This is a genomic window from Sulfurimonas sp. HSL-3221, from assembly GCF_021044585.1.
Taxonomy (GTDB): domain Bacteria; phylum Campylobacterota; class Campylobacteria; order Campylobacterales; family Sulfurimonadaceae; genus Thiomicrolovo; species Thiomicrolovo sulfuroxydans.
Genome location: NZ_CP087998.1, coordinates 276,462 through 297,936 on the forward strand (window position 1 = coordinate 276,462; position 21,475 = coordinate 297,936).

At 60.0% G+C, this 21,475-nt stretch carries 19 protein-coding genes; 7 read left to right on the plus strand and 12 right to left on the minus strand.

Translation table 11 applies throughout. The annotated features are described in order from the left end of the window. Nucleotides 1-31: 31 nt before the first annotated feature. The 10 genes from LOH54_RS01405 to LOH54_RS01450 all read right to left on the minus strand — a co-directional run bounded on the left by LOH54_RS01405 (nt 32) and on the right by LOH54_RS01450 (nt 11,001). Nucleotides 32-1,594: a BatD family protein gene (locus LOH54_RS01405; RefSeq protein ID WP_231019887.1), complete on the minus strand. Its 1,563-nt coding sequence runs from the start codon at nt 1,592-1,594 to the stop codon at nt 32-34. Beyond that, nucleotides 1,569-2,444, minus strand: coding sequence for a tetratricopeptide repeat protein (locus LOH54_RS01410; protein WP_231019888.1), 876 nt, complete (start codon nt 2,442-2,444; stop codon nt 1,569-1,571). The genes LOH54_RS01405 and LOH54_RS01410 overlap by 26 nt, the downstream gene beginning before the upstream one ends. Continuing rightward, on the minus strand, nt 2,437-3,408 hold the full coding sequence (locus tag LOH54_RS01415; RefSeq protein WP_231019890.1) for a vWA domain-containing protein: 972 nt from the start codon (nt 3,406-3,408) through the stop codon (nt 2,437-2,439). The genes LOH54_RS01410 and LOH54_RS01415 overlap by 8 nt, the downstream gene beginning before the upstream one ends. Further along, on the minus strand, nt 3,398-4,294 hold the full coding sequence (locus LOH54_RS01420; RefSeq protein ID WP_231019892.1) for a vWA domain-containing protein: 897 nt from the start codon (nt 4,292-4,294) through the stop codon (nt 3,398-3,400). Before LOH54_RS01420 ends, LOH54_RS01415 begins: the two co-directional genes overlap by 11 nt. Then, nucleotides 4,287-4,679: a hypothetical protein gene (locus tag LOH54_RS01425; RefSeq protein ID WP_231019894.1), complete on the minus strand. Its 393-nt coding sequence runs from the start codon at nt 4,677-4,679 to the stop codon at nt 4,287-4,289. Before LOH54_RS01425 ends, LOH54_RS01420 begins: the two co-directional genes overlap by 8 nt. A 3-nt stretch (nt 4,680-4,682) precedes the next feature. Next, the gene (locus LOH54_RS01430; protein WP_231019896.1) at nt 4,683-5,516 is read right to left on the minus strand and encodes a DUF58 domain-containing protein; all 834 of its coding nucleotides are present in this window, start codon (nt 5,514-5,516) and stop codon (nt 4,683-4,685) included. A 9-nt stretch (nt 5,517-5,525) separates the two neighbouring features. Next, nucleotides 5,526-6,473 (minus strand): AAA family ATPase, encoded by a 948-nt coding sequence (locus tag LOH54_RS01435; protein ID WP_231019898.1) that lies wholly within the window; start codon nt 6,471-6,473, stop codon nt 5,526-5,528. Between the two features lie 129 nt (nt 6,474-6,602). Then, nucleotides 6,603-8,897 carry an efflux RND transporter permease subunit gene (locus LOH54_RS01440; protein ID WP_231019900.1) on the minus strand — a complete coding sequence of 765 codons (2,295 nt, stop codon included), beginning with the start codon at nt 8,895-8,897 and terminating at the stop codon, nt 6,603-6,605. Nucleotides 8,898-8,998: 101 nt separating this feature from the next. Beyond that, on the minus strand, nt 8,999-10,252 hold the full coding sequence (locus LOH54_RS01445) for a hypothetical protein (RefSeq protein WP_231019902.1): 1,254 nt from the start codon (nt 10,250-10,252) through the stop codon (nt 8,999-9,001). After that, a complete protein-coding gene (locus LOH54_RS01450) occupies nt 10,249-11,001 on the minus strand; it encodes an outer membrane lipoprotein-sorting protein (protein WP_231019904.1) in 753 nt (250 codons plus the stop codon). Before LOH54_RS01450 ends, LOH54_RS01445 begins: the two co-directional genes overlap by 4 nt. 92 nt (nt 11,002-11,093) lie before the next feature. Here LOH54_RS01450 and LOH54_RS01455 point away from each other — a divergent pair, with 92 nt between their 5' ends. From LOH54_RS01455 to LOH54_RS01465, 3 genes are all read left to right on the plus strand, one after another. Beyond that, nucleotides 11,094-11,711 carry a TetR/AcrR family transcriptional regulator gene (locus LOH54_RS01455; protein ID WP_231019906.1) on the plus strand — a complete coding sequence of 206 codons (618 nt, stop codon included), beginning with the start codon at nt 11,094-11,096 and terminating at the stop codon, nt 11,709-11,711. 84 nt (nt 11,712-11,795) lie between these two features. Then, nucleotides 11,796-12,140 carry a hypothetical protein gene (locus LOH54_RS01460; protein WP_231019908.1) on the plus strand — a complete coding sequence of 115 codons (345 nt, stop codon included), beginning with the start codon at nt 11,796-11,798 and terminating at the stop codon, nt 12,138-12,140. Nucleotides 12,141-12,577: 437 nt separating this feature from the next. Further along, nucleotides 12,578-13,483, plus strand: coding sequence for a hypothetical protein (locus LOH54_RS01465; protein WP_231019910.1), 906 nt, complete (start codon nt 12,578-12,580; stop codon nt 13,481-13,483). Nucleotides 13,484-13,637: 154 nt separating this feature from the next. Here LOH54_RS01465 and LOH54_RS01470 read toward each other — a convergent pair whose 3' ends face one another. Both LOH54_RS01470 and LOH54_RS01475 read right to left on the minus strand, forming a co-directional pair. Then, nucleotides 13,638-14,756, minus strand: coding sequence for an ABC transporter permease (locus LOH54_RS01470; protein WP_231019911.1), 1,119 nt, complete (start codon nt 14,754-14,756; stop codon nt 13,638-13,640). Next, nucleotides 14,756-15,646, minus strand: coding sequence for an ABC transporter ATP-binding protein (locus LOH54_RS01475; protein ID WP_231019913.1), 891 nt, complete (start codon nt 15,644-15,646; stop codon nt 14,756-14,758). Before LOH54_RS01475 ends, LOH54_RS01470 begins: the two co-directional genes overlap by 1 nt. Nucleotides 15,647-15,783: 137 nt before the next feature. Here LOH54_RS01475 and LOH54_RS01480 point away from each other — a divergent pair, with 137 nt between their 5' ends. Genes LOH54_RS01480 through LOH54_RS01495 form a run of 4 tightly spaced genes read left to right on the plus strand, consistent with a single transcriptional unit; the run spans nt 15,784 to nt 21,378 of the window. After that, entirely contained in the window at nt 15,784-16,362 is a 579-nt protein-coding gene (locus LOH54_RS01480) for a TetR/AcrR family transcriptional regulator (RefSeq protein WP_231019915.1), read from the plus strand. Continuing rightward, nucleotides 16,362-17,594 carry a TolC family protein gene (locus tag LOH54_RS01485; RefSeq protein WP_231019916.1) on the plus strand — a complete coding sequence of 411 codons (1,233 nt, stop codon included), beginning with the start codon at nt 16,362-16,364 and terminating at the stop codon, nt 17,592-17,594. Before LOH54_RS01480 ends, LOH54_RS01485 begins: the two co-directional genes overlap by 1 nt. Further along, nucleotides 17,591-18,334 (plus strand): efflux RND transporter periplasmic adaptor subunit, encoded by a 744-nt coding sequence (locus LOH54_RS01490; protein WP_231019917.1) that lies wholly within the window; start codon nt 17,591-17,593, stop codon nt 18,332-18,334. The genes LOH54_RS01485 and LOH54_RS01490 overlap by 4 nt, the downstream gene beginning before the upstream one ends. Further along, nucleotides 18,334-21,378, plus strand: a complete 3,045-nt coding sequence (locus LOH54_RS01495) for an efflux RND transporter permease subunit (protein ID WP_231019919.1) — start codon at nt 18,334-18,336, stop codon at nt 21,376-21,378. The genes LOH54_RS01490 and LOH54_RS01495 overlap by 1 nt, the downstream gene beginning before the upstream one ends. Nucleotides 21,379-21,475 lie beyond the last annotated feature (97 nt).

Here is a 21,475-nt window from a genome sequence, read left to right on the forward strand (position 1 = left end):
AGCGCACGCCGGAAACCTGTACAAAATTGCGTCAGATTAAGGCGACATCCTCCCCGGTCTGACCGCCGAAATAGTCCGCCAGTGCTTTGCGGTCGACGGCATGGTCGGCGCCGCGGTAGAGGTTGGCCTCCAACTGGGCCAGGGCGTCGTCGATCGGTTTGGCGCTCCCCTTGAGCGGCAGCAGCAGTTCGAAGAGGGTGCGGTCGCTTTTGGCGGCTTTGACCCGTTTGACCATCGGGGGGAGTTCCCTCTTTTTCGGGAGACGGTCGCGGCCGCGCAGCAGCAGTAGCCAGAAGGACAGGACGCCCGCGGCCGCTCCGGCGGCGAAGATGCCCAGGGCTTCAAAGGGGCTGAAACGGCTGCCGTCCGGTACCGTAGGCGTCTGCACGGCCGCCGCTTTCGAGGGGGCGGCCGTTTCGACATGCGGGGCCGCCGCGGCTGCCGGTACCGGTGCCGCGCCCTTGACTTTGATAAAGAAAGGCGGGGTCTGCAGGGTCGCCGGTTGCGCGGTTTTGGCATCAAAATAGCGGAAGGATTGCGGCGTGACGGTGAGGTCGCGGTCCGGGATAATGGCGATGGTCTGGTCAAAGGTGCCGAAGTATTTGCCGTCTTGAAGCGTGCTGGTCGTTTTCGGGTCGTTGGCGTAGACGATGGCGTGGGCGAAGTGCGGGTCGAATTTGGGGATGTCCTCGACGTTGCCGTTGCCTTCGATATGGATGTGGAGGTTGACCGGCTTGTTGGCGTCCACGGACGCTTTATCAATGTCGGCGTGCATCGTGAAACGGCCGTAGACCTCCAGCCCCTGCGGCAAAGCGGTGACATGCAGGGTCTCCTGTTCGGAGTAGACTTTGCGGTACTGCATCCGCGCCGCGCCGAAGAAGGGGTCGTTGAAGAAGGGATCGCCGCTCATGCCGCCGCGGCCGGTGCTGACCTTGGTGCCGATCTGGGCGAAAATGGCGGGGATTTCGAGGTCCCCGCTCTGCTGCGGAAAGAGCAGGTAGCGGTAGGACTGGGTGATGTACCCTTCGCTGTCGGCGGAACGTTCGGCCTGGGTGTTGATGCGTTTGATCCAGAAGTGCTCAAGGGTCGGTTCGCTGATGCGGATGTCGTCGATGCGCTCCCCGGGCAGGTATTTGAAGACCAGGTCGAGTTCGACCGGCTCGCCGACATAGGCATCCTCTTTGGAGAGGTGCAACAGCATCTGCACGGGCGCTCCCTTCGCTGCTGCCTGGGGAGCGACAACCTTGACATGCAGGGGGAGGGTGTGTTCGACCGTGCCGTCAACGGTGATGTCGAGGGCGGGGATGGCAGTGTCCTCCGTCGGGGTAAAGACGAGCCGCTGTTCGACGGCGCGCGTTGTTCGGCCGTTCACGATGGAGATGTTGCGGCTCGTGCCGCGGCTCTGGATGGGGTAGCCTGCGATCTCCGTCAGCGCCGGGAAGCGGATATCGTCGCCGGTGGCGCTGAGTGTCAGGGTGACCGGGTCGCCGCGGGTGACGGCGGGGTTGTCGACGGTGGCGGTCACCGCCGCGAAAAGCGGCAGCCCTACAAGCAACAGTGCCAGGATCTTACCAAGGGGTCGTTTCGTCATCATGGGGTTCTCCTTTGCCCGATAGCGGGATCATCAGTGTTTTGATGCCGCGCTTGTCGAGCATCTGGTTGTATTTGCGCTCTTCCATATCGCTGATGGGGTCGGCCATGGCGGCCTGCTGTTTGTCTGTTTCGGGGCTTTCCGGTGCTTCTTCCGGCTGCCTGACAGCCTCTTGCTGTTGTTCGTCCTGCTGGCCGTTTTTCTGCTGTGCCTCTTGTTGTTGCTTCTCGCGTTCTCCGTCCGCTTGTTTCTCCTGCTCCTCCTGCTTCTGTTCGCCCTTCTCCTGTTGCCGGTCTTCTTTTTGCTGCTGATCTTCACCCTTTGAGGCGTCGTCCTGGCTCTTTTGGTCCTTGTTCTCTTGATCACCCTGTTGCTTCTGCTTGTTTTGCTGCTGATCATTCTGCTTGGATTGGTTCTGGTCGTTTGACTGGTTCTGTTTGTCCTCTTTTTGCTGCTCCTGCTCTTTCTGTTTTTTCAGGAGATCGAGGTTGTACTGCGTATCGTCGTCTTTGCCGAGTTTCAGCGCCTCCTCGTAGGCCTTGATCGCTTCATCGGTTTTGCCGAGGTTCGCGAGGCTGTTCCCGAGGTTGTGCAGCGCTTTTTGTTTGAGCTCTGGAGCATGGATCTGCGCGAAAACGCCGGCGGCCTCTTTGTAGTGCTGCTGCTTGTAAAGGGCGTCGCCGTAGTTGAAGCGCGCGGCATCGTTCTTCTCCTGCAGCGCGCCGTACCCCTGGGCGGCCGCGGCGTAATCGCCTCCCTTGTAGGCCGATGCGGCGTTGGAGAGGGTATGGAAATCCGTCACCCCGGCATGGAGCACTCCCGCGGCAAGGCAGGGCAGAAGGTATCTAAGCATGGCGTCTCCTTCGCTGCGGCAGGGAGTAGAGGGCCATCAGCAGCAGGAGAACGCCGCCGCCTAGCGGCCAGACGAAGAGTTCCTGAAGATCGCGGATGACGTCGTTCTTTTCCCTGCGCGGTGTGAAGCGGGACTTCAGCGCATCGGCAAGGGCTTTGATGTCGTTGTGTTTGAGGGAGTAGGGCAAATAGGCGCCGCCGCTTTGCAGGGCGAGGGCTTTGACGTCGTCGTTGCGGCGGACGACGACGATGTCGCCGTGCTTGTCCGTCATGGCCCCCTGGCCGGTCGGGATGACCCCGCCCTTCTCCGTGCCGATATTGTAGAGGAAGACGACGATGTTGTGGGCTTTGGCGTATGCGATCTCTTTGTCGAAATCGCTGCCGTCTCCGCCGTCGGTAAAGAGCAGCAGCGCTTTTTTGTTGCTCCCCTCCAGGAGGGTGTCGGTCTGCTGCAGGGCCTGGAGCAGGTCGGTGCCGCGCAGGCTGATGGAGTCGGTATTCATGTTCGATACGAGGTAGCGCAGGGTCGCAAAATCCTCGGTCAGCGGCGAGACCATGAAGGCCCGGGCGCTGAACCCGATCACCCCGATACGGGTGCCGTTGACATCCCCGAGCAGGGCATCGAATTTCCGCTTCGCCAGGGCGAGACGGCTGGGGTAGACGTCGTTGGCGAACATGGAGCGGGAGAGGTCGAACCCGACGATGAGGTCGATCGTACTGCTCTGGACCTTGATCTCGCCGTTGTCAATGACCGGCCGGGCGAGGGCGACGATAAAGAGGGCTGCCGCGGCGAGCAGCAGGGCGCTGCGCAGCCACTGCGGCACGATGGAGGTGCGCTGCAGCAGCAGTTTCAGCACCTCCGGGGCAAAGGTGTTCCGGGCCGCTTTGCGCGGTGCAAACAGCAGCAGCGCGAGCGGGACGAGGACGATCAGCAAGAAAAGCAGGTGCGGCTGTTCAAAGTGCATGGCCTCTCCTTCGCATGACGGCATAAAGCACGAGCAGCAGCAGCGCCGCGCCGAGGGGGTACTGGAAGTAGTAGTGTTTCTTGACGTACTTGTCCGCCTTGATCTCGCTCTTCTCCAGGGTGTCGATCTCGTCGTAGATCCGCTTGAGCCGCTCGACACTGCCCGCCTCGTAGAATTTCCCGCCCGTCTCCCGGGCGATCTTTCGGAGTACCTCCGGATTGTAGTCCCCGCGGCCGCCGACGCCGATGACGTAGACTTTGATGCCGTGCTTGACGGCGCTCTGGATGGCGACGTCGAGGGGGACCTGGGAGGTGTTGTCGATCCCGTCGGTGAGCAAAATGGCGATCTTCTCCTTGGCGTCGGAGGATTTAAAGAGTTGGGTGCTCATAAAGAGCGCCTCGTAGAGCGCCGTGCGCTGCATGCCGGCGATGCCGACGTCGACCTTGGAGAGCAGCTGCCCCAGGCTCTGCTTGTCATAGGTCAGCGGCATGGCGACGTAGGCGAAGTCGGCGAAGAGGGTCAGGGCGAGCTTGTCATGGGCGCGCTTGTCGATGAAGTCGAGGACGATCTTTTTGACGATGCCGAATTTGTCCATCTGCCGCATGGAGCCGCTGGCGTCGAGGACGAGGGAGAGCTCGTACCCCTCGTCGTTGTTGACGACGACTTCATTCTGGCGGATCGGCGAGGCGAGGGCGAGGGCAAGCAGGGCGAAAACGAGGAGTTTGATCCCCCGGGTGAGCCAGCCGCTCCGGGCGGAGAGGGTGCGCAGCAGCGCCGTGTCGGGGAAGAGCATCTGCTGCGTTTTGGCCCGGCAGAGGGCCTCGCAGAGGAAAAAGAGGGCGATCAGTCCCAGCGCCCAGGGGTACTCCAGCGTCCACTCACCCACGGCGCGCCTCCTTGATGAAATCGTGCAGCTTCGTCTCGAGCGCGGCGTCCAGGGGGGGAACGCTTTTTTGGTACTTGTAGGGTTCAAGCTCCGAGAGCAGCGCCCGGAAGGTCGGCATCGTCTCCGGTGTCGCCACGAAGTGCCCCAGCAGGCTGAAGTCGTAGACGGCGCTTTTCGTGTCGCTGAAATCCAGCGCCTGCAGCCGTTTCAGCGCCTCGGAACGTTTGGGGTCTCCTCCTTTGCGGCGCTGTTTGAGCAGCCAGAAGAGCAGGAGAGCCGTCAGGAGGATGCCGGCCGCGACAAGGGCAGTGAGCAGCCAGAGCGAGTGGTCGGGGACGGCGACAATGGGCTTGATGTCTTTGAGCGGGAGGGTCTGTCCTGGCATCGCCTACCTCCTGAACAGCGCGGAGAGCTTCACGAAGGGCTCTTCGTCGGTGTAGAGTTTCGTTGCGGTGATGCGGTGGGAGGCGAGGTGCTCGACGAGGGCCTTGTCCCGCGCCTCCAGGGCATCACGGTAGCGTGCGGCGAGGGCGGGGGAGAGTTCCAGGGTCGTGCCCGCCATGCTCTGGGCGTCGAGCAGGCCGATCTCGCCGGAGAGCGCGGGGTTCTCCTCGAAGCGATCGCGAACGATGATGGCGTAGACCTCGTGGCGGGCGAGCAGTGAGAGGTCGATGTCGTCGCCGTAGAAGTCGCCGATCAGGAAGATGAGCGAACGCTGGCGGACGCGGCCGTTGAGGTGGTCGACGAGCGCGGCAAAATCGACGCGCTTGCCCAGCGGGTCGCGGCCCAGTACCTCGGGGACGGTGACATGCAGGGAGCCCAGGGCGCGGGTCGGCGGCAGGAAGAACTCCTCTTTGTCGCTGAAGACAAGGGTGGAGACGCGGTCGTCGTTTTTCAGCGCGGAGTAGGAGATGAGTGAGAGGGCTTCGGCCATCACCTCCTGCTTGAAACGCTGCGAGCCGAAAAAGATGCTGCCGCTCTCCAAGAAGACGCAGACGATGTTGAGTTCGCGCTCCTCGTTGAAGACGTTGACGAAGGGGCGCTGCTCCCTTGCCGTCACCTTCCAGTTGAGGGTCCGCACGTCATCGCCGATGGTGTACTCTTTAAGTTCGGCGAAGTCCAGCCCGTTGCCCGCGAAGATGCTGGGGTTGCCCCCGGCGTTGCTGCCGAAGATGTTGCGGCGGGTACGGATCAGGATCTCTTCGCTCTTGTGCGCCAGCACTCTCACGCCTTAGGGGAGCTTGATCGTCTGCATGATCGTGCCGATGAGGTCGTCGGCGGTGACACCGGCGGCTTCGGCCCGGTAGTTCAGCACCATGCGGTGGCGCAGGACGCCCCGCACCGTGTCGGCGACATCAAGGGGGGTGACGAAGTCGTTACCGCGCAGGTAGGCGCGGGCCTTGGCGGCCTTGTAGAGGTTGATGGAGGCCCGGGGGCTCGCACCGTATTCGAGGTATTGCGCGATCTCGCCGACCCCGTACTTCTCCGGCTCGCGGGTGGCGAAGATGATCTTCATCATATAGCGGGTGACGGCCTCGTCGACATGAACGTTTTGCACTTCGTCGCGCATGGCGAGGATGTCGTCGGCACCGGCGACCTGCAATATAGCCCCGACGCTGCGGTTAGCGATGCGATCGACGATCTGCATCTCCTCCTCGAAGCTGTTGTAGTCGACGAGGACCTTGAGCATGAAACGGTCGAGCTGTGCCTCGGGGAGGCGGTAGGTCCCCTCCTGTTCGACGGGGTTCTGGGTCGCGAGGACGAGGAAGGGATCGCTCAGTTTGAAGGTCTCGTCGCCGATGGTGATCTGGTGCTCCTGCATCACCTCCAGCAGGGCCGACTGCACCTTCGCCGGGGCGCGGTTGATCTCGTCGGCGAGGAGCAGGTGGGTAAAGGCGGGACCCATCTTGACCTTGAACGCGCCGTTGCGCTGGTCGTACATTTCGGTCCCGACGATGTCGCTGGGGAGCAGGTCGGGGGTGAACTGTACCCGTTTGAAATCCAGTCCCAGCGCCTTGGCCAGGGAGTTGATGGCCGTCGTCTTCGCCAGCCCCGGCACCCCCTCGACGAGAATGTGGCCGTCGGTGATGAGGCCGATCAGCAGCGCGTCGATGAGCGCCTCCTGTCCGACCATCACCTTGGCGATTTCGGTCTTGATGGCGTGGATTTTCTCGTTCATGTTTTCCCATCCTCGGATCGTGTGATACGCAATCATATTCGGACGGGGTAAATCGGGTGTAAATCCATATATAACAATTGGTAAATCGTGGCAGCGGTGTTGCGCGGCGTAGCGCCCCTCCGCTGTTCGTCAGGCGATGAGGCTGCGTTTGCCGCTGTCGGCGAGACTCAGCCAGGCGGGGAGCATCAGCAGATCGATGACGACGGCGATCACGAGGGCAGACGCCGTGACGATCCCGAAGTTGACGTTGGGGACGAAGTCGCTCAGCGCGAAGATCATAAAGGCCGCGCTGAGGATGAGGGTGGTAAAGACGATCGCTTTGCCCGCATAGTGGTAGACGTAGGCAAGCGCCGCTTCGAAGCTTTCGCCCTCACGCCGCGCTTCGCGGTATTTGACGAGGAAGTGGATGGTGTCGTCCACCGCGACGCCGATAATGATGGCTCCGGAGACCGCCACGCCGAGGTCGATGGTGATCCCCAGCCACCCCATGACCCCGACGACGAGGGCGATGGGCAGCACGTTGGGGATGATAAAGAGGGGGATCATGCGGAGGTTCCTGAAGATCAGCATCATCATCAGGGAGACTGCCGCGATGGCGAGCAGGATTGATTCGACAAGGGTGTCCGTAACGTCGTGCTGCATATGCGCGAACATCTCCGTCTGACCGTTGACCTGGGCGCGGTAGGGGGTCTGCGCCCACCAATCCTCGACCCACTGCATCATCTCCAGGTCGAGGGAGGTGTCAACGATGTCCACGGACGCGGTAACCCGCAGCTGCCGTTCGTCGACGTCCATGCGGTCGTTTATTTCCATTCCCTGGGGCAGGGAAAGGGAGTAGAGCAGCAGATACTGGGCGATCAGGTTGCGCCCGTCCGGTACGGTCGGGCTGCCGGTCATGACGTCGTTGAACTTTTCGACGACGTCGACGAGGGAGGTGGTGTGGCGCACCGCCGGATACTGCGCTTTGAACGCCTCGGTAAAGCGGGCGACGGTCCGCATGAATTCGGGCGATTTGATGCCGTCCTTCTCCCCCGAATCCACGACGATCTCGTAGGCCATCGGTCCGGTGAGGTTGCGCTGCACGAAGGTCACCGTCTCCCGGAAGGGGACGTGCTCTTTGAAGTAGCGCACCGTGTTCGAGTCGACCTTTACCCAGGCGATCCCGATGCCGATCAGCGTAAAGAGCAGCAGGCTGCCAAGGAGGATACGACGGTCATGGCGTATGATGAAACGGGCGCTCCGCAGCGAGAGCGCGTCATGGCTTTCGGACTCCTCCTCTTCGCTCCGCGCCACTTTAGGGTTGAGGATCGCCAGCATGGCCGGGACGAAAAGGATCGTCAGCACAAAGGCGAGCAGCGCGGCGGTTGCCGTCGCGATGCCCAGAGTCTTGACGGGAATGACCTGGGAAACGGCCAGGGAAGCGAACCCGACGGCGGTTGTCAGCGAGGTCAGCAGGGTCGGCAGAAAGTTCTTCCGTACGCTGAAACGGATCGCGTCATGGTTGCCCATGCCCCGCCGCCGGCCGACGAGGTAGATCCAGAAGAGGTGCATCGCGTCGGCGATCCCGATGGCGACGACGAAGACGGGGAGATTGGCGGTGAAGTTGTTGAGCCGGTAGCCCAGCAGTACCTGCACCGCCAGGACGATGAGGAAGGTGAAGATGACGACGGAGAGACTCAGCAGCATCCCCGAGGGGCGGCGGAAAATAAACCACAACAGGACCATCGCGATCAGCAGCACGAAGGGGGTGAAGGTCTTGACGTCGTGTTCGCCGAGGGTGATGAAGGCCATGTTGAGAATCGGGCCGCCGCCCAGGTGGAAGGTGTAGCCGCTGGCCGCCTCTTTGGCCACGATCGCTTCGCCCGCCGCCTTGAGCCGCGCCGAGACTTCGGGGTCGTCCCCGGCTTTGGGGGTGAGGCGCGCGGCGATCATCGTCGTTTTCATGTCGGCGCTGACGATCCGCCCCACGATCATCTCCTCGCCCGCGGCGATGCGCGCCTTATCGGCCAGCTGTTCGGGGGATAGGGCGGCGGGGTCGTCGATGAAGTCCTCCACGATGACGTCGTCGGGATACGCCGGGTCGCTGTGTACGTACTGGTAATTGGTCAGCGAATCGACCCGGGCAATGTCCGTCGTCTGCCAGAGCGCCTCGGTGATCCGCTTGACGACGCCCAGCGCTTTGGGGTTGAAAACGCCCTCATCGTCGCGGAACATGATAAGGAGGGCATCGTCGTTGCCGAAGACGGAACGGAAGGTGTCGTACTGCTTGAGGATCGGCGAGTCCTCGCCGAACCAGATGCGATAGCTTCCCTCGAACTGCAGGTAGCGCAGCTGCGAGGCCAGGGCCAGGGTGATGAGCGGGATCAGCAGCGCGGCCCACCAGCGGAAACGGATGATGCCGTCAACGAATCGGTCGATACTCATAGAGCGTCCTTATGTCAGTTTACGAAAATGCCGAAAGCATTTTTGTGCTTTAGTGCCATAGCGGCAAGCGTAGATGGATGGGACTTTGTTCCAGACATCGTTCAAAAGTAATACCCAAATTTGGCGGTGATGCTTTGAAAACGGCCGAGCATATGGAACGCCGTCATCGTGTTTTTCGAGGGTTCGATATAGCGGTAGTCGATATTGAGTTTGAAACTGTCGAAAAGCCGGGTCTCGTACTCGGCATAGTAGCTCTGCTCGTCGTACTCCAGGTCCGCGACCACCCCGCCGACGAGCGAGGCGCTGTTGACGTCGTTCAGGCTGACGCGCAGACCGAGGAAAAGGTCGTTTTGGAAGACTTCGAAGAGGTCGAGGTCCGTATACTTGCCCTTTTCCGTCGTCTCATAGCGGTAGTACTCCGCCAGCAGGCCGAGGTCCGCTTCACCGTACACCTGCACGATGGTGTGTTCCACCCCGGCGGCAATGTGATAGTAGTCGGAGATATGGTCATCGTCAATGACGTCGGTATACAGGGCCTCAAGTTTGAAGAGGGTGTCGCCGACGACGAGGGTATCGTAGGTCATCACCTTGTTGACGCGGTAGGCGTACTCGGCCAGGGGGACCGTATAGGTATAGGTGATGAGGTCGATCGGCGTAATCACGGGATCGCCCGCCAGGAAATAGCGCTGCGAATCGTAGCCGCGCTGCACGATCACGGCATAATCGAGGGGGTATTCGGTTTCCGTCGAACCGCCCAGACGCAGGTAGTAGGTCGGGAGGGTGTTCGACTCGCTGGTCTGGAGCGTCGCGTCGTATTGCACCTCGGGCGGGAAGAAGTAGAAGGCATAAGGGGGCTTGGCCATTTTCTGATTCTCCTCGGCGAATTTGACGATCAGGGAAAGGGATCCGGTGTCGGTGTAGTGGGTCAGCGCCGCGTTCCAGACGCCGATCTTGTCCTCTTCGAAGAGGCCGTTGCGCAGGTCCACGGGGTTAAAGCCGTCGACGATATTGCGTACCTCGAGTGCCCCCCAGAAGCGGAGGCTCCGCCCCGCCATCAGCTGGTTGTTGCCCAGGTCCAACGTGCCGTAGAGCTCGTCGACGCGAAGGAAGCTCCGGCCCGTCTGCTCCTCTTTTGCCAGCAGGTCATAGTAGTCCTGCTGGGCGTTGAGCCGTGTCACCGCGCGGAAATCCTCATAGGTGTATTCGGCCTCAAAGGAACCCAGCAGGGTGGTGCCGGTGTCATGCTTGCCGCTTTGGCGGAGAAGAAAGGCATCGCCCTGCAGGCTGACATTGCCGCGGATGTCGACATCCGCCGCCAGCGGCAGGGTGATGAGCAGGGGCAGCAGCCGTCTCACTGCTTGAGGACCCGTTTGTGGAAATCTTTGTCCGTCAGGCCCGTATCGATCTTTTCGTGTTTCCAGACGAGGATCGTCTCTTTGTCGTTTTGGTGGTTGGTCATAACGATCTTGCCGATACGCCACACTCCTCCCTCGTTGCGGTAGTCACTGAAGCGGGCTGTCTTCAGCAGCGCCTTTTTGCGGTCGTAGTAGTCCACCCGCACGATCACGTAGGTTTCCGGATTGATCCAGCTCACCTGTTTGGTATAGCCGGAGTCTTTCTCTTTGGGGAAGCGGACGGTCTTGTAGTAGGATTTTCCCTCGAGCTCCACCGTCTCCGCATCGCCCCCGTAGGTGTACTTTTCGATATTGAACGCGCTGAGGTCCTCGTAGCTGAATTCGCTGCCCATGAAGGAGCCGGACTTGTTCCGCGAGGCGATCCGCTTGACCCGTTTGAGGGCGGGGAGGTAGAGCCACTGGTCGTCGTCGCGGTCGAAATGTTCGTAGTTGAGGAACTTGGTCCCCTTGACGTCCGCCGGGGTGAGGAACTCCATCAGTGATTTGTCCCCCTCTTTGCCTTCGAGTACCTTCATCAGCATCGTGCGTTCGCGGGTCTGGCCGTTGGCGTTGATGAGCGTCATCTGCATTTCGCTGACGGCATCGTGGAAGCCGCTGAGTGCGGCATCGGTTTTTTTCGCCAGGTCGTAGTCGCTGATCGCCCAGGTGTTCAGGGTAATAAGCAGGAGTAGCGGTAAGCATTTTTGCATGGGAATTCCTCCGTTTTCGGTTGATGTTGACAATGTTAACATAGTAATGTGACCGTTGTCAACACCAAGGGGGATTTTGTTATACTTTTGAAATGAACCAGGATGAAAAGCGGCCGTACCACCACGGCAATGTGAAAGAATCGGCGATCGAAACGGCCTTGGAGATGCTGGAGAGCGAGGGGCTCGAAGCCATAACGCTGCGGGAACTCTCGGCGCGCATCGGGGCATCGCGAACGGCGATCTACCGGCACTTCGAGAACAAGGAGGCGCTGATCCGGGAGGTGATCCTGGCCGGCTTCGAACGCTTTGACGCCTTCTTTGTCGATATCTTTTCCAAGGGTGACGTGGACGTGCTGACCCGTTTTACGATGATGGGGCGCGCCTACCTCGCCTTTGCCGTCAACAATCCGCAGCTCTACCGCGTGCTTTTCGGACCGACGGTGCGCCAGGAACGCGAAGAGGTCTGCGATCTTGAAGACGCTGAAAGGGCGTCTGGGTTTCATGCGCTGGTACATCTCATCGAGGTGGGGCAGCGGGAAGGGATCTTCAAAAAAGGGGATGCTTTTTTGCTCGCGGCGACGGTCTGGTCGACGGTGCATGGGCTCGCTTCGCTGATTATCGACGGGCACCTGGTGATCAGCGACAACATCGATGCGATCTTCGAGGCGGGGAACCGCACGCTGCTCGAGGGGCTGAAAGCGGAAGGCTAGGATGCATCGGGTGCATTTCGTGCTACACTGTTGCTACGTTCGCGTTTTACAATGCATAGATAACGAAGCGGCAAAGGAGATACGATGACGCTGATAGATATCTTTACGGACCATGTAGTCAACTGTAAAAGTCTCAAGGATTATGTCGAGATCCGCAAAACCATCCACGAACGGGGCGAATTCAATGACCAGACGCTGATTCAGGCCGAAGAAGACCTGCAGCGGCTGCGCAAGGAACACCCGGAGATCTACGCGGGGATGTATGAGGTCCTCTATGAGATCATGCGCCGCGACGAGGGGCACTATTACGAATACCCCATCAACTTCATCCGCCAGATCCTGCGTATCTATCAAGACGGCATCCCGGCTGAGAAAGTCCTTGCCGCGTACCGCGGTGAACTCAACCACCACTACCGCGACGCCTGCTGACGCGCGTCGGCCCTCCAAAAAAAACAACTCAAAAAATTATAGTGTTCGGAAAAACCGGCGGGGGACCCCGCCGTGCGAATTAGCGCACTGAAGTGTAGCGTGTCGTACGTGCAGGAACGTTCTGTACTGTGGCGCCGATGGCGGTCGTTCCCCATCCCAGACCCAGGCTCGGCAGACGGTAGTAGAACATAGTCATGATCACTCCTTTAAGTTGAACAAAACCAATTGTAAAAAGCAAACGTAGCACCGGCGTAGCAAAATGAAAAAAATGTACATTTTTTTTTCGGAGCAGGGTTCGGCGGCATCCGAGGCCGCTGAAACGGTGTGCAGAGAGGCAAAAGCGCCCCGGAAAGTATCACAAATGTATCACTTTCTTCATGCAATCTTCATTTTCGCGCGTCATAGTGGTTGTCACCATATCACCACAAGGATCCGAGATGAAATCGACTTCTCTTGCACTTTCGGCGCTTATTGCCGGCCTAATCTTTGCCGCCTGCGGAAGCTCGGGGAGCAGCACCAACACGGCGATGGCGAGCATCACCGGGACCGTACCGGGAACCCTGATCGAAGCTTTCTGCGAGGACGGCAGCTATTACGCTGTCAACTCCACCGACAACGGTACGTCCCAGCACCCCTTCGAGATCGAAGTCCCCCAGAATGTCAGCTGCCGCCTGGTGATGACGACCAACGAGAATACGCCGGACGCTTCCGTCGTGACGCTGCTGACCCTTAACGGCAGTACCCTCTTCGAAGTGAACGCGTCCGCCATTGCACTGGGCTATATCGACCTGCCGATGGATCGTACCGGTTACGACGATGATAACAACGGCGTCTCCGACGATCTCTTCAACGTCGTCACGCCCGAAGGCGCCGTTATCTCCGTCGAACTCACCGACGACCCGATGGACAGCGACCACGACGGCGTTATCGACCTCTACGACGATGATGACGACAACGACGGTCTCAAGGATGATGTCGATCCGGATGACGACGGCGACGGTATTCCCGACAGCGAGGACGAGGATAGTATCAATGACTTCGACCATGACGGTATCAACAACGATGCCGACATTGACGACGACAACGACCAGAGCGTCGACGCCGATGACAGCGACGACGACAACGACGGCATCGATGATGACGTGGACAGCGACGACGATAATGACGGAATCGACGACAGCAACGATCCCGACCAGCTCAACGACACCGATCATGACGGCCTGACCGATGAATACGACGATGATGACGATAACGACGGTATTCCTGACGATGAGGACCCGGATGATGATAACGACGGCGTTGACGACAACGAAAGCGACGGCCAGGAAGTCACCCTCGCCTAACCCCTGAAGGCCCCTTGGCAAAGGCGGCATCGGCAGCACGGCTGCCGGCTTCTACAAGCACGCCACGCTTCTGAACCTCCCTTTTCTTTCAACCACAGATCATAGACATGTATGCAGTGACAACGCCCGACAGCACAAAACCGGCCGACTGTTCTTACAGCAGGGAGCGTCTGAATTTTAGGATGCTCAGCCCGATGAAGAGCACGGCGAATCCGCCCAGCGCCGCGAAAGAGCGCCAGAGGTCGGCGATGAGGGTGTGTTTGATGAGCAATCCCCGGATGATTTCGACGAAGTAGGTAAAGGGGATGGCGTAGCAGAGCGGCCGGATGTAGTCGGGGACGGCTTCAAGGGGGAAGATGAGGCCGCTGAGCATCACGGAAGGGATAATGATGAAGATCGCGAGGAACATCGCCTGCTGCTGGGTCTGCGACACGAGCGAGATCAGCACTCCAAGCGCGATCATGACGGCGACATAGATGACGGCGAGCAGGGCGAGATAGAGGTGGGACGTCGCCTCTGGCAGGTCGAAGAGCAGCCACCCCAGCTCCAGGATGAGGTAGAAGTCGATCAGGGCGATGATGACGTAGGGGATGATTTTGCCGAAGACGAAGGCGCTTTTGCTGATGGGGGTGGCGAGGAGCTGCTCCAGGGTCTGTTTCTCCCGCTCGCGCACGACGGTGATCCCCGTGAGAATGAGCGCGATCTGCATGATGAGCACCCCGATGATGCCGGGGAGGAAGAACCAGGTCTCTTTCTCGTCGGGATTGAAAAGCACGACGGTATCCATGATGAAGGGCTCCGGGGCAATGACGGTCGGCGGCGCGTTCTCGTCGAGGAAATACATGTCGTTCGTCACCCCTTCGTCTGTGGCGGCGGAGGAGTTGTACTTCATCGCCGTCGTCAGGGAGGGCATCGTGCCGTCGACGTAGAAGGTGATGTGGGGCTGGCGGTTCTCGCTGAGGTCGGCGGAGAAGTTGCCGTCGATCAAGAGGCCCGCCTCGGCCCGCCCGGAACGGATCTCCTCGATGATCGCCGCTTTGTCCGCAACCGGGTAGAGCTTGAAGTAGCCGTCGCTCCAGAGTCCCGTTTTGATGAGGTTGCTGAAAAAGGAGCGGTCGTTGTCGACGTAGGCCATCGCGACGTTTTTGGGCTCGAGTTTGAGGGCGAGGCCGAACAGCACGAGGAAGATGACGGGCATGACGACAATCAGGGCGATCAGCCTCGGGTCGCGGCGTAGCTGGGTCAGCTCCTTCTTGATCATCGCCCCAACCATTACCGTCGCTCCTGGGTGAGGGCCATAAAGACATCCTCGAGGTTTGGTTCGGTTTCATAGACGGCGGCATCGGGCGCGAAGGGCGCGATGAGCGCATCGATGGCCTCCCGGCCCATTTCCGGCATCGTCATAAGGCGCAGTTCACCGCCGAACTGGTTGACGAGACGGATCCCCGGATGCCTTTCGGCGGCGGCGACCAGGGCGGGGTCGTAGTCGACGCGCACGGCAAAGACGCGGACATCCCCCAGTTCGGATTTGATGGCAGAGGGTGCGCCTTCGGCGATCATCCGCCCGTGGTCGAGAATGGCGATGCGGCGGCAGCGCTGTGCCTCTTCCATGTAGTGGGTCGTGACAAAGAGGGTTTTCCCCGCGGCCGCCAGCGTGTAGAAGTCGTCCCAGAGCTGCTTGCGGGTGACGGGGTCGATGCCGGCCGTCGGTTCGTCGAGGAAGAGGACGTCGGGGTCGTGGGCGAGGGCGCAGGCGAGGGCAAGGCGCCGTTTCATCCCGCCCGAGAGGGTTCCGGCACGTTTGTTCCGGTACGTGCTCAAAGCGTAGCGTTCGAGCAGCGCATCGAGCCGTTCTGCGTCATGTACATCATACATGCTTGCGTAGAAACGGAGGTTCTCGATGACACTGAGCTCTTCGTACTGTCCGAACGACTGGGCAACATAGCCGAAGCGGCGTTTGGCCTTTTGCACGGGCTTCCCGTCGATGCGCACGGTGCCGTCGTCGGGGGTGATCAGGCCGCAGAGCATCCGCATCGTCGTCGTTTTGCCCGCGGCGTTGGGCCCCAGCAGTCCGAAGATCTCGCCGCGGGGGATATGAAATCCGACATCATCGACGGCCATGGTGCTGTTGAAACGTTTGCGCAGATGTTCGGCCTCGATCACAGTCCTGCTCCTTCGGGGGTCCTATCCGGTAGTATACATCACATTCGGTGTATAGAGATTTGAACTAAGTTCATTTTTAGAAATATAGTTCTAGTATTCAAATATGATTTCGATAAAAAGGGACGGAAGGGTCAACCATGATCAAAGCAAAACTGCAGGATGTCAAGCGCTCCCTGATCCTTGAAGCGGCGGCGGAAGCCTTCGAGTCGGCGGGGTATGAAGCGCTCAAGGTCTCGGAGCTGGCCAAAAGCGTCGGGGTCTCCGTGGGGACGATCTACGGGCTGTTCGAGTCCAAAGAGGGGCTCTATATGGCCTATGTCAAAGCGCAGATCGGCGGCTATATCGAGGAGCTCCAAGTGCGTTGCAAGACGGTGACAGAGCCCGAAGCGCAGCTGGAAGCGGCCTTTTTGCTCAAGTTCAGCCATTTCGCCTCCAAACGCAAGGCCGTCGAGGAGTGCGCGAAGAACAACCCGCTCTTTTTCAGCAATATCCGCCACAGCGAACCGGAGATCCTTGAACAGGTGTACAAGGTGATCGCCGGGATCGTCCGGCGGATCAATCCGGCACTGGACGAGGCAGGGGCCCTGGCGATGTCCTATCACCTTGCCGGCCTCAGCGACGGCTATATTAACTACTGGCTGGTCCATGACGGTGATCTTCTCTCACAGTTGCCGGCACTGCAGGCCCAAATGTTGACCATGATCAAAGGATGCTAATGCGACAGATTTTCTCTTTACTTTTTGCGGGGACGGCCCTGTTCGGGTTTGATCTGCCGACGCTGATCACCCAGGCGCAGCAGAATGAACAGGTGCAGGCCTATGCCAAACGCGCGGAAGCGGCGGCGCACGCACACGACGCGGTGATCGCATCGTACCTTCCGCGCATCGACGCGGGGGCGAGCGCCTCGTACATCGACGAGCGGGGCAGCATCGACGTACCCGAAACCTACAAGGCCTACGCCGAGGCGAACTTCGTCATCCTCGACGGTTTTAAACGAAAGAATCTGATTGACGAGAAAAGCATGGACGCGAAAGCGGGGCAGTTTGACCTGGAAGGGTTCAAAAAAGCGGTCTCACTGCAGGTGATCCAGCGCTATGCCGAACTGCAGAACGTTGCGTCCGACATTGACGCCCTGCAGAAGAACCGCGAGCAGCTTGCCGAACAGCTGGAACGCTTCAAGCTCTTCAAGAGTGCGGGCATTGCGACCGAGGAGGATGTCGAGCGTCTCAATGCCGCCGTGGCCGATGCGGATTACCAGATCACGGCACGGCAGTACGAGAGCGACCGCCTGCGCAGCCAGCTGGAACTGCTCAGCGGCGCGCCGCTGGAGGGGGAGCTGACACCGGGGGCTGTCGTTCTGCCGGAGAAGACTGAAGCGAAACGCCTCGACAGCCTCGAAGCGATGGCCTACAGGGTTCGTGCCCTTGGCTATGCGGCAGAACAGGCCGACAGCGTCTACTACCCGACTATCGCCCTCAATGACACCTATACCTGGTACGACTACAAGAATTTCAACCCGAGTTTCCCGGTCAATTTCGTCGACAAGCAGAACCGTCTGACCCTGCAGCTCACCATGAATCTGATCGACTTCGGCGCCGCGCGGCAGCAGAAACAGGTGATCCGGCTGCAGCAGGAGGCGCAGGCGCTTGAACTGCGCTACGCCGAGAAGTCGGCGGAGGCAGACCGGGCCCTGGCCCTCAAAGCGATCCAGCGCGCCGAAAGCCTGCTGGACGCGGCGAAAAAGTCGGAAACGGCCTCGGACTGCACCTTTGCCGTCGTCAAGAAGAAGTACGAGGCGCGGGTCGTTGATTACATCCGCTACCTTGACGCGCTGAGCAAAGCGACGGAGTCGAGAGCGCAGTACAACCGCGCACTGAGCGGGCTTAACAGCGCCAACGCAACCTACATTTATAACCTGGGGATGGACCCGAAGGAGTATGTCAAATGAAAAAGATCTTAGTGACGGCAGTCCTCATGTTTGCGGCACTGCATGCGGAGAACATCTATGCAACGTTCGATGTTGAGGCGGAAAAGGCCGCCGAACTCTCGCTGACCTCCAGCGGCACCATCGAAGGGATCAATATCGACGTCGGTTCCCGGGTCAAAAAGGGGGAGATCCTGCTTTGGCTCGATAACCATGATATGAAAGAGGCGGTGGAGCTGGCCAAGGCGCAGCTGGAGCTGGCCCGTGTCGACGCCAAGTTCGCCCAGCGCAATTTCGAACGCTACGAGAAGGTCAAGAACGTCATCGACGCGGGCGAGTACGACCGCTACGCATCGGCGTATGAGACGGCGAAAAGCCGTTTGCACGAAGCGGAAGTCAACGTTCGCTACAAGCAGGCCCTGCTGGAGAAGACGATCCTGCGGGCCCCCTTTGACGGGGTCGTTTCCGACAAGCCCGTCGAGGTGGGGGACGTCGTCAGCGGCGCCATGATCAAGGTGCTGCTGCGGCTGCAGAGCGCGAAGGCGAACACCCTTAAGCTCAAAGTCGACCAGAAGTACTGGACGAAACTCAAAGCGGGCCAGACTTTCCGCTACCGCGTCGACGGCGATACGGCACCGCGCGAAGGGAAGGTGAGCATCGTCTACCCGACGGCCAACAACGCCAACCGAAAGATCATCGTCGAGGTCCCGGCGAAGGGGATCGTCCCGGGGCTGTTCGGCGAGGGTGAGATCGAGGTCGACTGATGTACAAATTCGCCATTAACCGACCTATCACGACGCTGATGTATGTGCTGACGCTCGTCGTCTTCGGACTGATGAGTTTCAAAGCCATGCCCGCGGCGCTCTTCCCCAACGTCGACTTCCCCATCGTCACCGTGAAAACGGTCTACCCTGGGGCGGAACCGACCAGCGTCGAGTCCCAGATCACCGACAAGATCGAAGAAGCGGTCTCGGGGATCAACGGGATCGACACGATCACCTCCACCAGCAGCGACGGCGTCAGCGTCGTCATGGTGAAGTTCCTGCTCGAACGCAAGATCGACGAGGCAGCCAACGACGTGCGCGACAAGGTCTCCGCCGTCAAGCTGCCGGTGCAGGCGGAGAAACCGCTGGTAAGCAAGCTCGACATCGGTGCCGCCCCGGTCATCAACGTCTTCCTGGCGGCCAAAGAGGCGACGCCGACGGCGCTGATGCTCTTTGCCGACGAGAAGGCCAAGCCGGCGATCCAGCGCCTCAGCGGGGTCGGGGCCATCAATATCATCGGCTACCGCGACCGCGAGATCCGCATCTACCCAGACCCCTACGCCCTGAACAAGTACGGCATTACCGTGGGCGAGCTCAATGACATCATCGCCAAAGAGAACGTCAAGATCGGCGGCGGGAAGCTGGAGAAGGGTCCGAACGAGCTGATCATCAAGACCGAGGCCGACGCGGTAAGTATGGAAGACCTGCTCGCAATCAAGATCAAAGACGAGCTTCGCCTGGGGGATCTTGCCAGGGTCGAGGACGCCCTGGCCGATGCGAAGAGCTTCTCCTCCTATGACGGCAAGGCCGGCGTCATGCTGGAGGTCCAGAAGATCTCGGGCACCAATACCCTCGACGTGATCAAGCTGGTCAAGGAGGCCGTGCCGGGGCTGCAGAAGCTCGCGGGCGACAAGATCGAGGTGAAAACGCTCAACGACACCTCGCCCTTCATCATCCACTCCCTCGAGGACGTCGAGTTCGACCTCGTTTACGGGGCGCTGCTGGCGGCACTGATCATCTTCGTCTTCCTGCGCAACGTCACGATCACCCTCGTCGCCTTCCTGGCGATCCCGACGTCCATTATCGGCACCTTCGCCCTGATGGACTATATGGGCTTCGACCTGAACAAGCTGACGCTGATCGGGCTGACGCTGGCGATCGGTATCCTCATCGACGACGCCATTGTCGTCATCGAGAACATCTATAAAAAGATGGAAGCGGGGATGGGCAAGTTCGATGCGGCCGTCGAGGGGACCAAGGAGATGGCCTTCGCCATCCTCGCGATCTCCTCGATGCTGCTGGCGGTCTTTATTCCCGTCTCCATGATGAGCGGGATCGTCGGGAAGTTCTTCAACTCCTTCGCGATGACCGTCGCCTTTGCCATCGTCATCTCCTATACGATCGCGATGACCTTCATCCCATCGCTCAGTGCGCGGGTGCTGCATAAAGGCGAGAGCCGTTTTTACGACAAGACGGAGTTCATCTTCGTCTGGCTCGACCGCGCCTACGCGGCGACCCTGCGCTTTGCCCTGCGGTTCAAGGTGCTCAATATGGTCGCCGTCCTCGTCATCTTCATCGGTTCGCTCTCCCTCTTCCCGAAGATCGGGATGGACTTTGTCCCCAAGGAGGACAAGGCGGAGTTCGAGGTGAAAATCGAGGCGAAGCCGGGGATCTCCCTGGAGGAGATGCTCGTCAAATCCCGCAAGGTCGAGGCGCTGGTCAACAGCGTCGACCAGGTGGAGTATACGACGCTGGGCATCGGCTATAACAGCGCCCAGGAGATCAACAAGGCGCTGCTCTACGTCAAGCTGACGGACAAAACGACACGGAGCGAGAACCAGGAGGAGATCATCCAGGCGCTGCGCGGCAAACTCAAGGGGTTCGATCCGGATCTCTTCATCACCGCGGCGGCCATCCCGAACATCAAGGGCGCCGGGGTCTCCGTGCCGTACCAGATCGTCCTCAAGGGCGACAGCTTCGAATCCCTCACCAAGGCGTCGGACGCGCTCACGGCCTACCTGGCGCAGAAGCAGGGCTTCGTCGACATCGACACGAACCTCGAGGCGGGCAAGCCGGAGCTGCAGATCTCCATTCTGCGCGAGAACGCCAACCGCCTCGGCGTCCGTGCCGAGGATATCGCCAACGCCCTGGCAACGGCCTTCTCCAGCGACCTGCCGATTTCCCAGTATGAGGAGAACGGCAAGCTCTACGACATCACCCTGCGTTTCGACGACGCCCACCGCGAGGACGTGGAGCAGATCAAAAAGATGGAGCTGCGGACCCCGGCGGGCGACCTCGTTTCCCTCGACGGGCTCGTCACCTTTGAGAACGGCAGCGCGATGGCGGCGGTCAACCGTTTCGACCGCGAACGCCAGGTGACGGTCTTCGCCGACCTCTTCGGCCTCGACCTCGGCGGGGCTGTCGGCTACACGATGGCCAAGATCGACGAGCTGATGCCCGAGGGCGTCAACTACCGCTTTACCGGCTTCGCCGAAGAGATGGCCAAGACCGGCAAAGCCTTCGTCACGGCAATAGGGCTGACGATCATCATGATCTATATCATCCTGGCGATCCTCTACGAGTCGCTGATCCAGCCCGTCATTATCATGATGGCGCTGCCGCTCTCCATTACGGGGGTTTTGATCGCCCTCTTCTTGAGCGGGCAGCAGTTCAGCCTCTTCGTCATGATCGGCTTCTTCCTGCTGATGGGAATGGTCGGCAAGAACGCTGTCTTGCTTGTCGACTTCGCCAACGTCGCCGTCGAGAAGGGGCGGGAGGTCAACGAGGCGCTGCTCGAGGCGGGCGAAAAACGTCTGCGACCGATCCTGATGACGACCTTCGCGATGGTCTTCGCGATGCTGCCGCTGGCATTCGGCAGCGGTTTCGGGAGCGAGACGAAGTCGCCGATGGCCATCGCCGTCATCGGCGGGCTGATCAGTTCGATGATCCTGACCCTCGTCGTCGTGCCCATCATCTACCGCCTCCTCTACCCGCTGGACCGCTGGCTGCGTTCGCACTACGAACGCCGTATCGGGGAGGCGTAAGCCCCTCCGTCAACCCTTTTCCCGAATGAGTCTGGTGTGTTTTTTTGTTTAATGCGCCAGAGTATGTTGTTTTTCTCAATTAATCCCTTCTGTGTCA

Bases quoted from the DNA above. Each gene is read 5' to 3' on its own strand.
- LOH54_RS01405 (WP_231019887.1), bottom strand. From the start codon at position 1,594: ATGATGACGAAACGACCCCTTGGTAAGATCCTGGCACTGTTGCTTGTA.
- LOH54_RS01410 (WP_231019888.1), bottom strand. From the start codon at position 2,444: ATGCTTAGATACCTTCTGCCCTGCCTTGCCGCGGGAGTGCTCCATGCC.
- LOH54_RS01415 (WP_231019890.1), bottom strand. From the start codon at position 3,408: ATGCACTTTGAACAGCCGCACCTGCTTTTCTTGCTGATCGTCCTCGTC.
- LOH54_RS01425 (WP_231019894.1), bottom strand. From the start codon at position 4,679: ATGCCAGGACAGACCCTCCCGCTCAAAGACATCAAGCCCATTGTCGCC.
- LOH54_RS01435 (WP_231019898.1), bottom strand. From the start codon at position 6,473: ATGAACGAGAAAATCCACGCCATCAAGACCGAAATCGCCAAGGTGATG.
- LOH54_RS01440 (WP_231019900.1), bottom strand. From the start codon at position 8,897: ATGAGTATCGACCGATTCGTTGACGGCATCATCCGTTTCCGCTGGTGG.
- LOH54_RS01450 (WP_231019904.1), bottom strand. From the start codon at position 11,001: ATGCAAAAATGCTTACCGCTACTCCTGCTTATTACCCTGAACACCTGG.
- LOH54_RS01455 (WP_231019906.1), top strand. From the start codon at position 11,094: ATGAACCAGGATGAAAAGCGGCCGTACCACCACGGCAATGTGAAAGAA.
- LOH54_RS01460 (WP_231019908.1), top strand. From the start codon at position 11,796: ATGACGCTGATAGATATCTTTACGGACCATGTAGTCAACTGTAAAAGT.
- LOH54_RS01465 (WP_231019910.1), top strand. From the start codon at position 12,578: ATGAAATCGACTTCTCTTGCACTTTCGGCGCTTATTGCCGGCCTAATC.
- LOH54_RS01470 (WP_231019911.1), bottom strand. From the start codon at position 14,756: ATGGTTGGGGCGATGATCAAGAAGGAGCTGACCCAGCTACGCCGCGAC.
- LOH54_RS01480 (WP_231019915.1), top strand. From the start codon at position 15,784: ATGATCAAAGCAAAACTGCAGGATGTCAAGCGCTCCCTGATCCTTGAA.
- LOH54_RS01485 (WP_231019916.1), top strand. From the start codon at position 16,362: ATGCGACAGATTTTCTCTTTACTTTTTGCGGGGACGGCCCTGTTCGGG.
- LOH54_RS01490 (WP_231019917.1), top strand. From the start codon at position 17,591: ATGAAAAAGATCTTAGTGACGGCAGTCCTCATGTTTGCGGCACTGCAT.
- LOH54_RS01495 (WP_231019919.1), top strand. From the start codon at position 18,334: ATGTACAAATTCGCCATTAACCGACCTATCACGACGCTGATGTATGTG.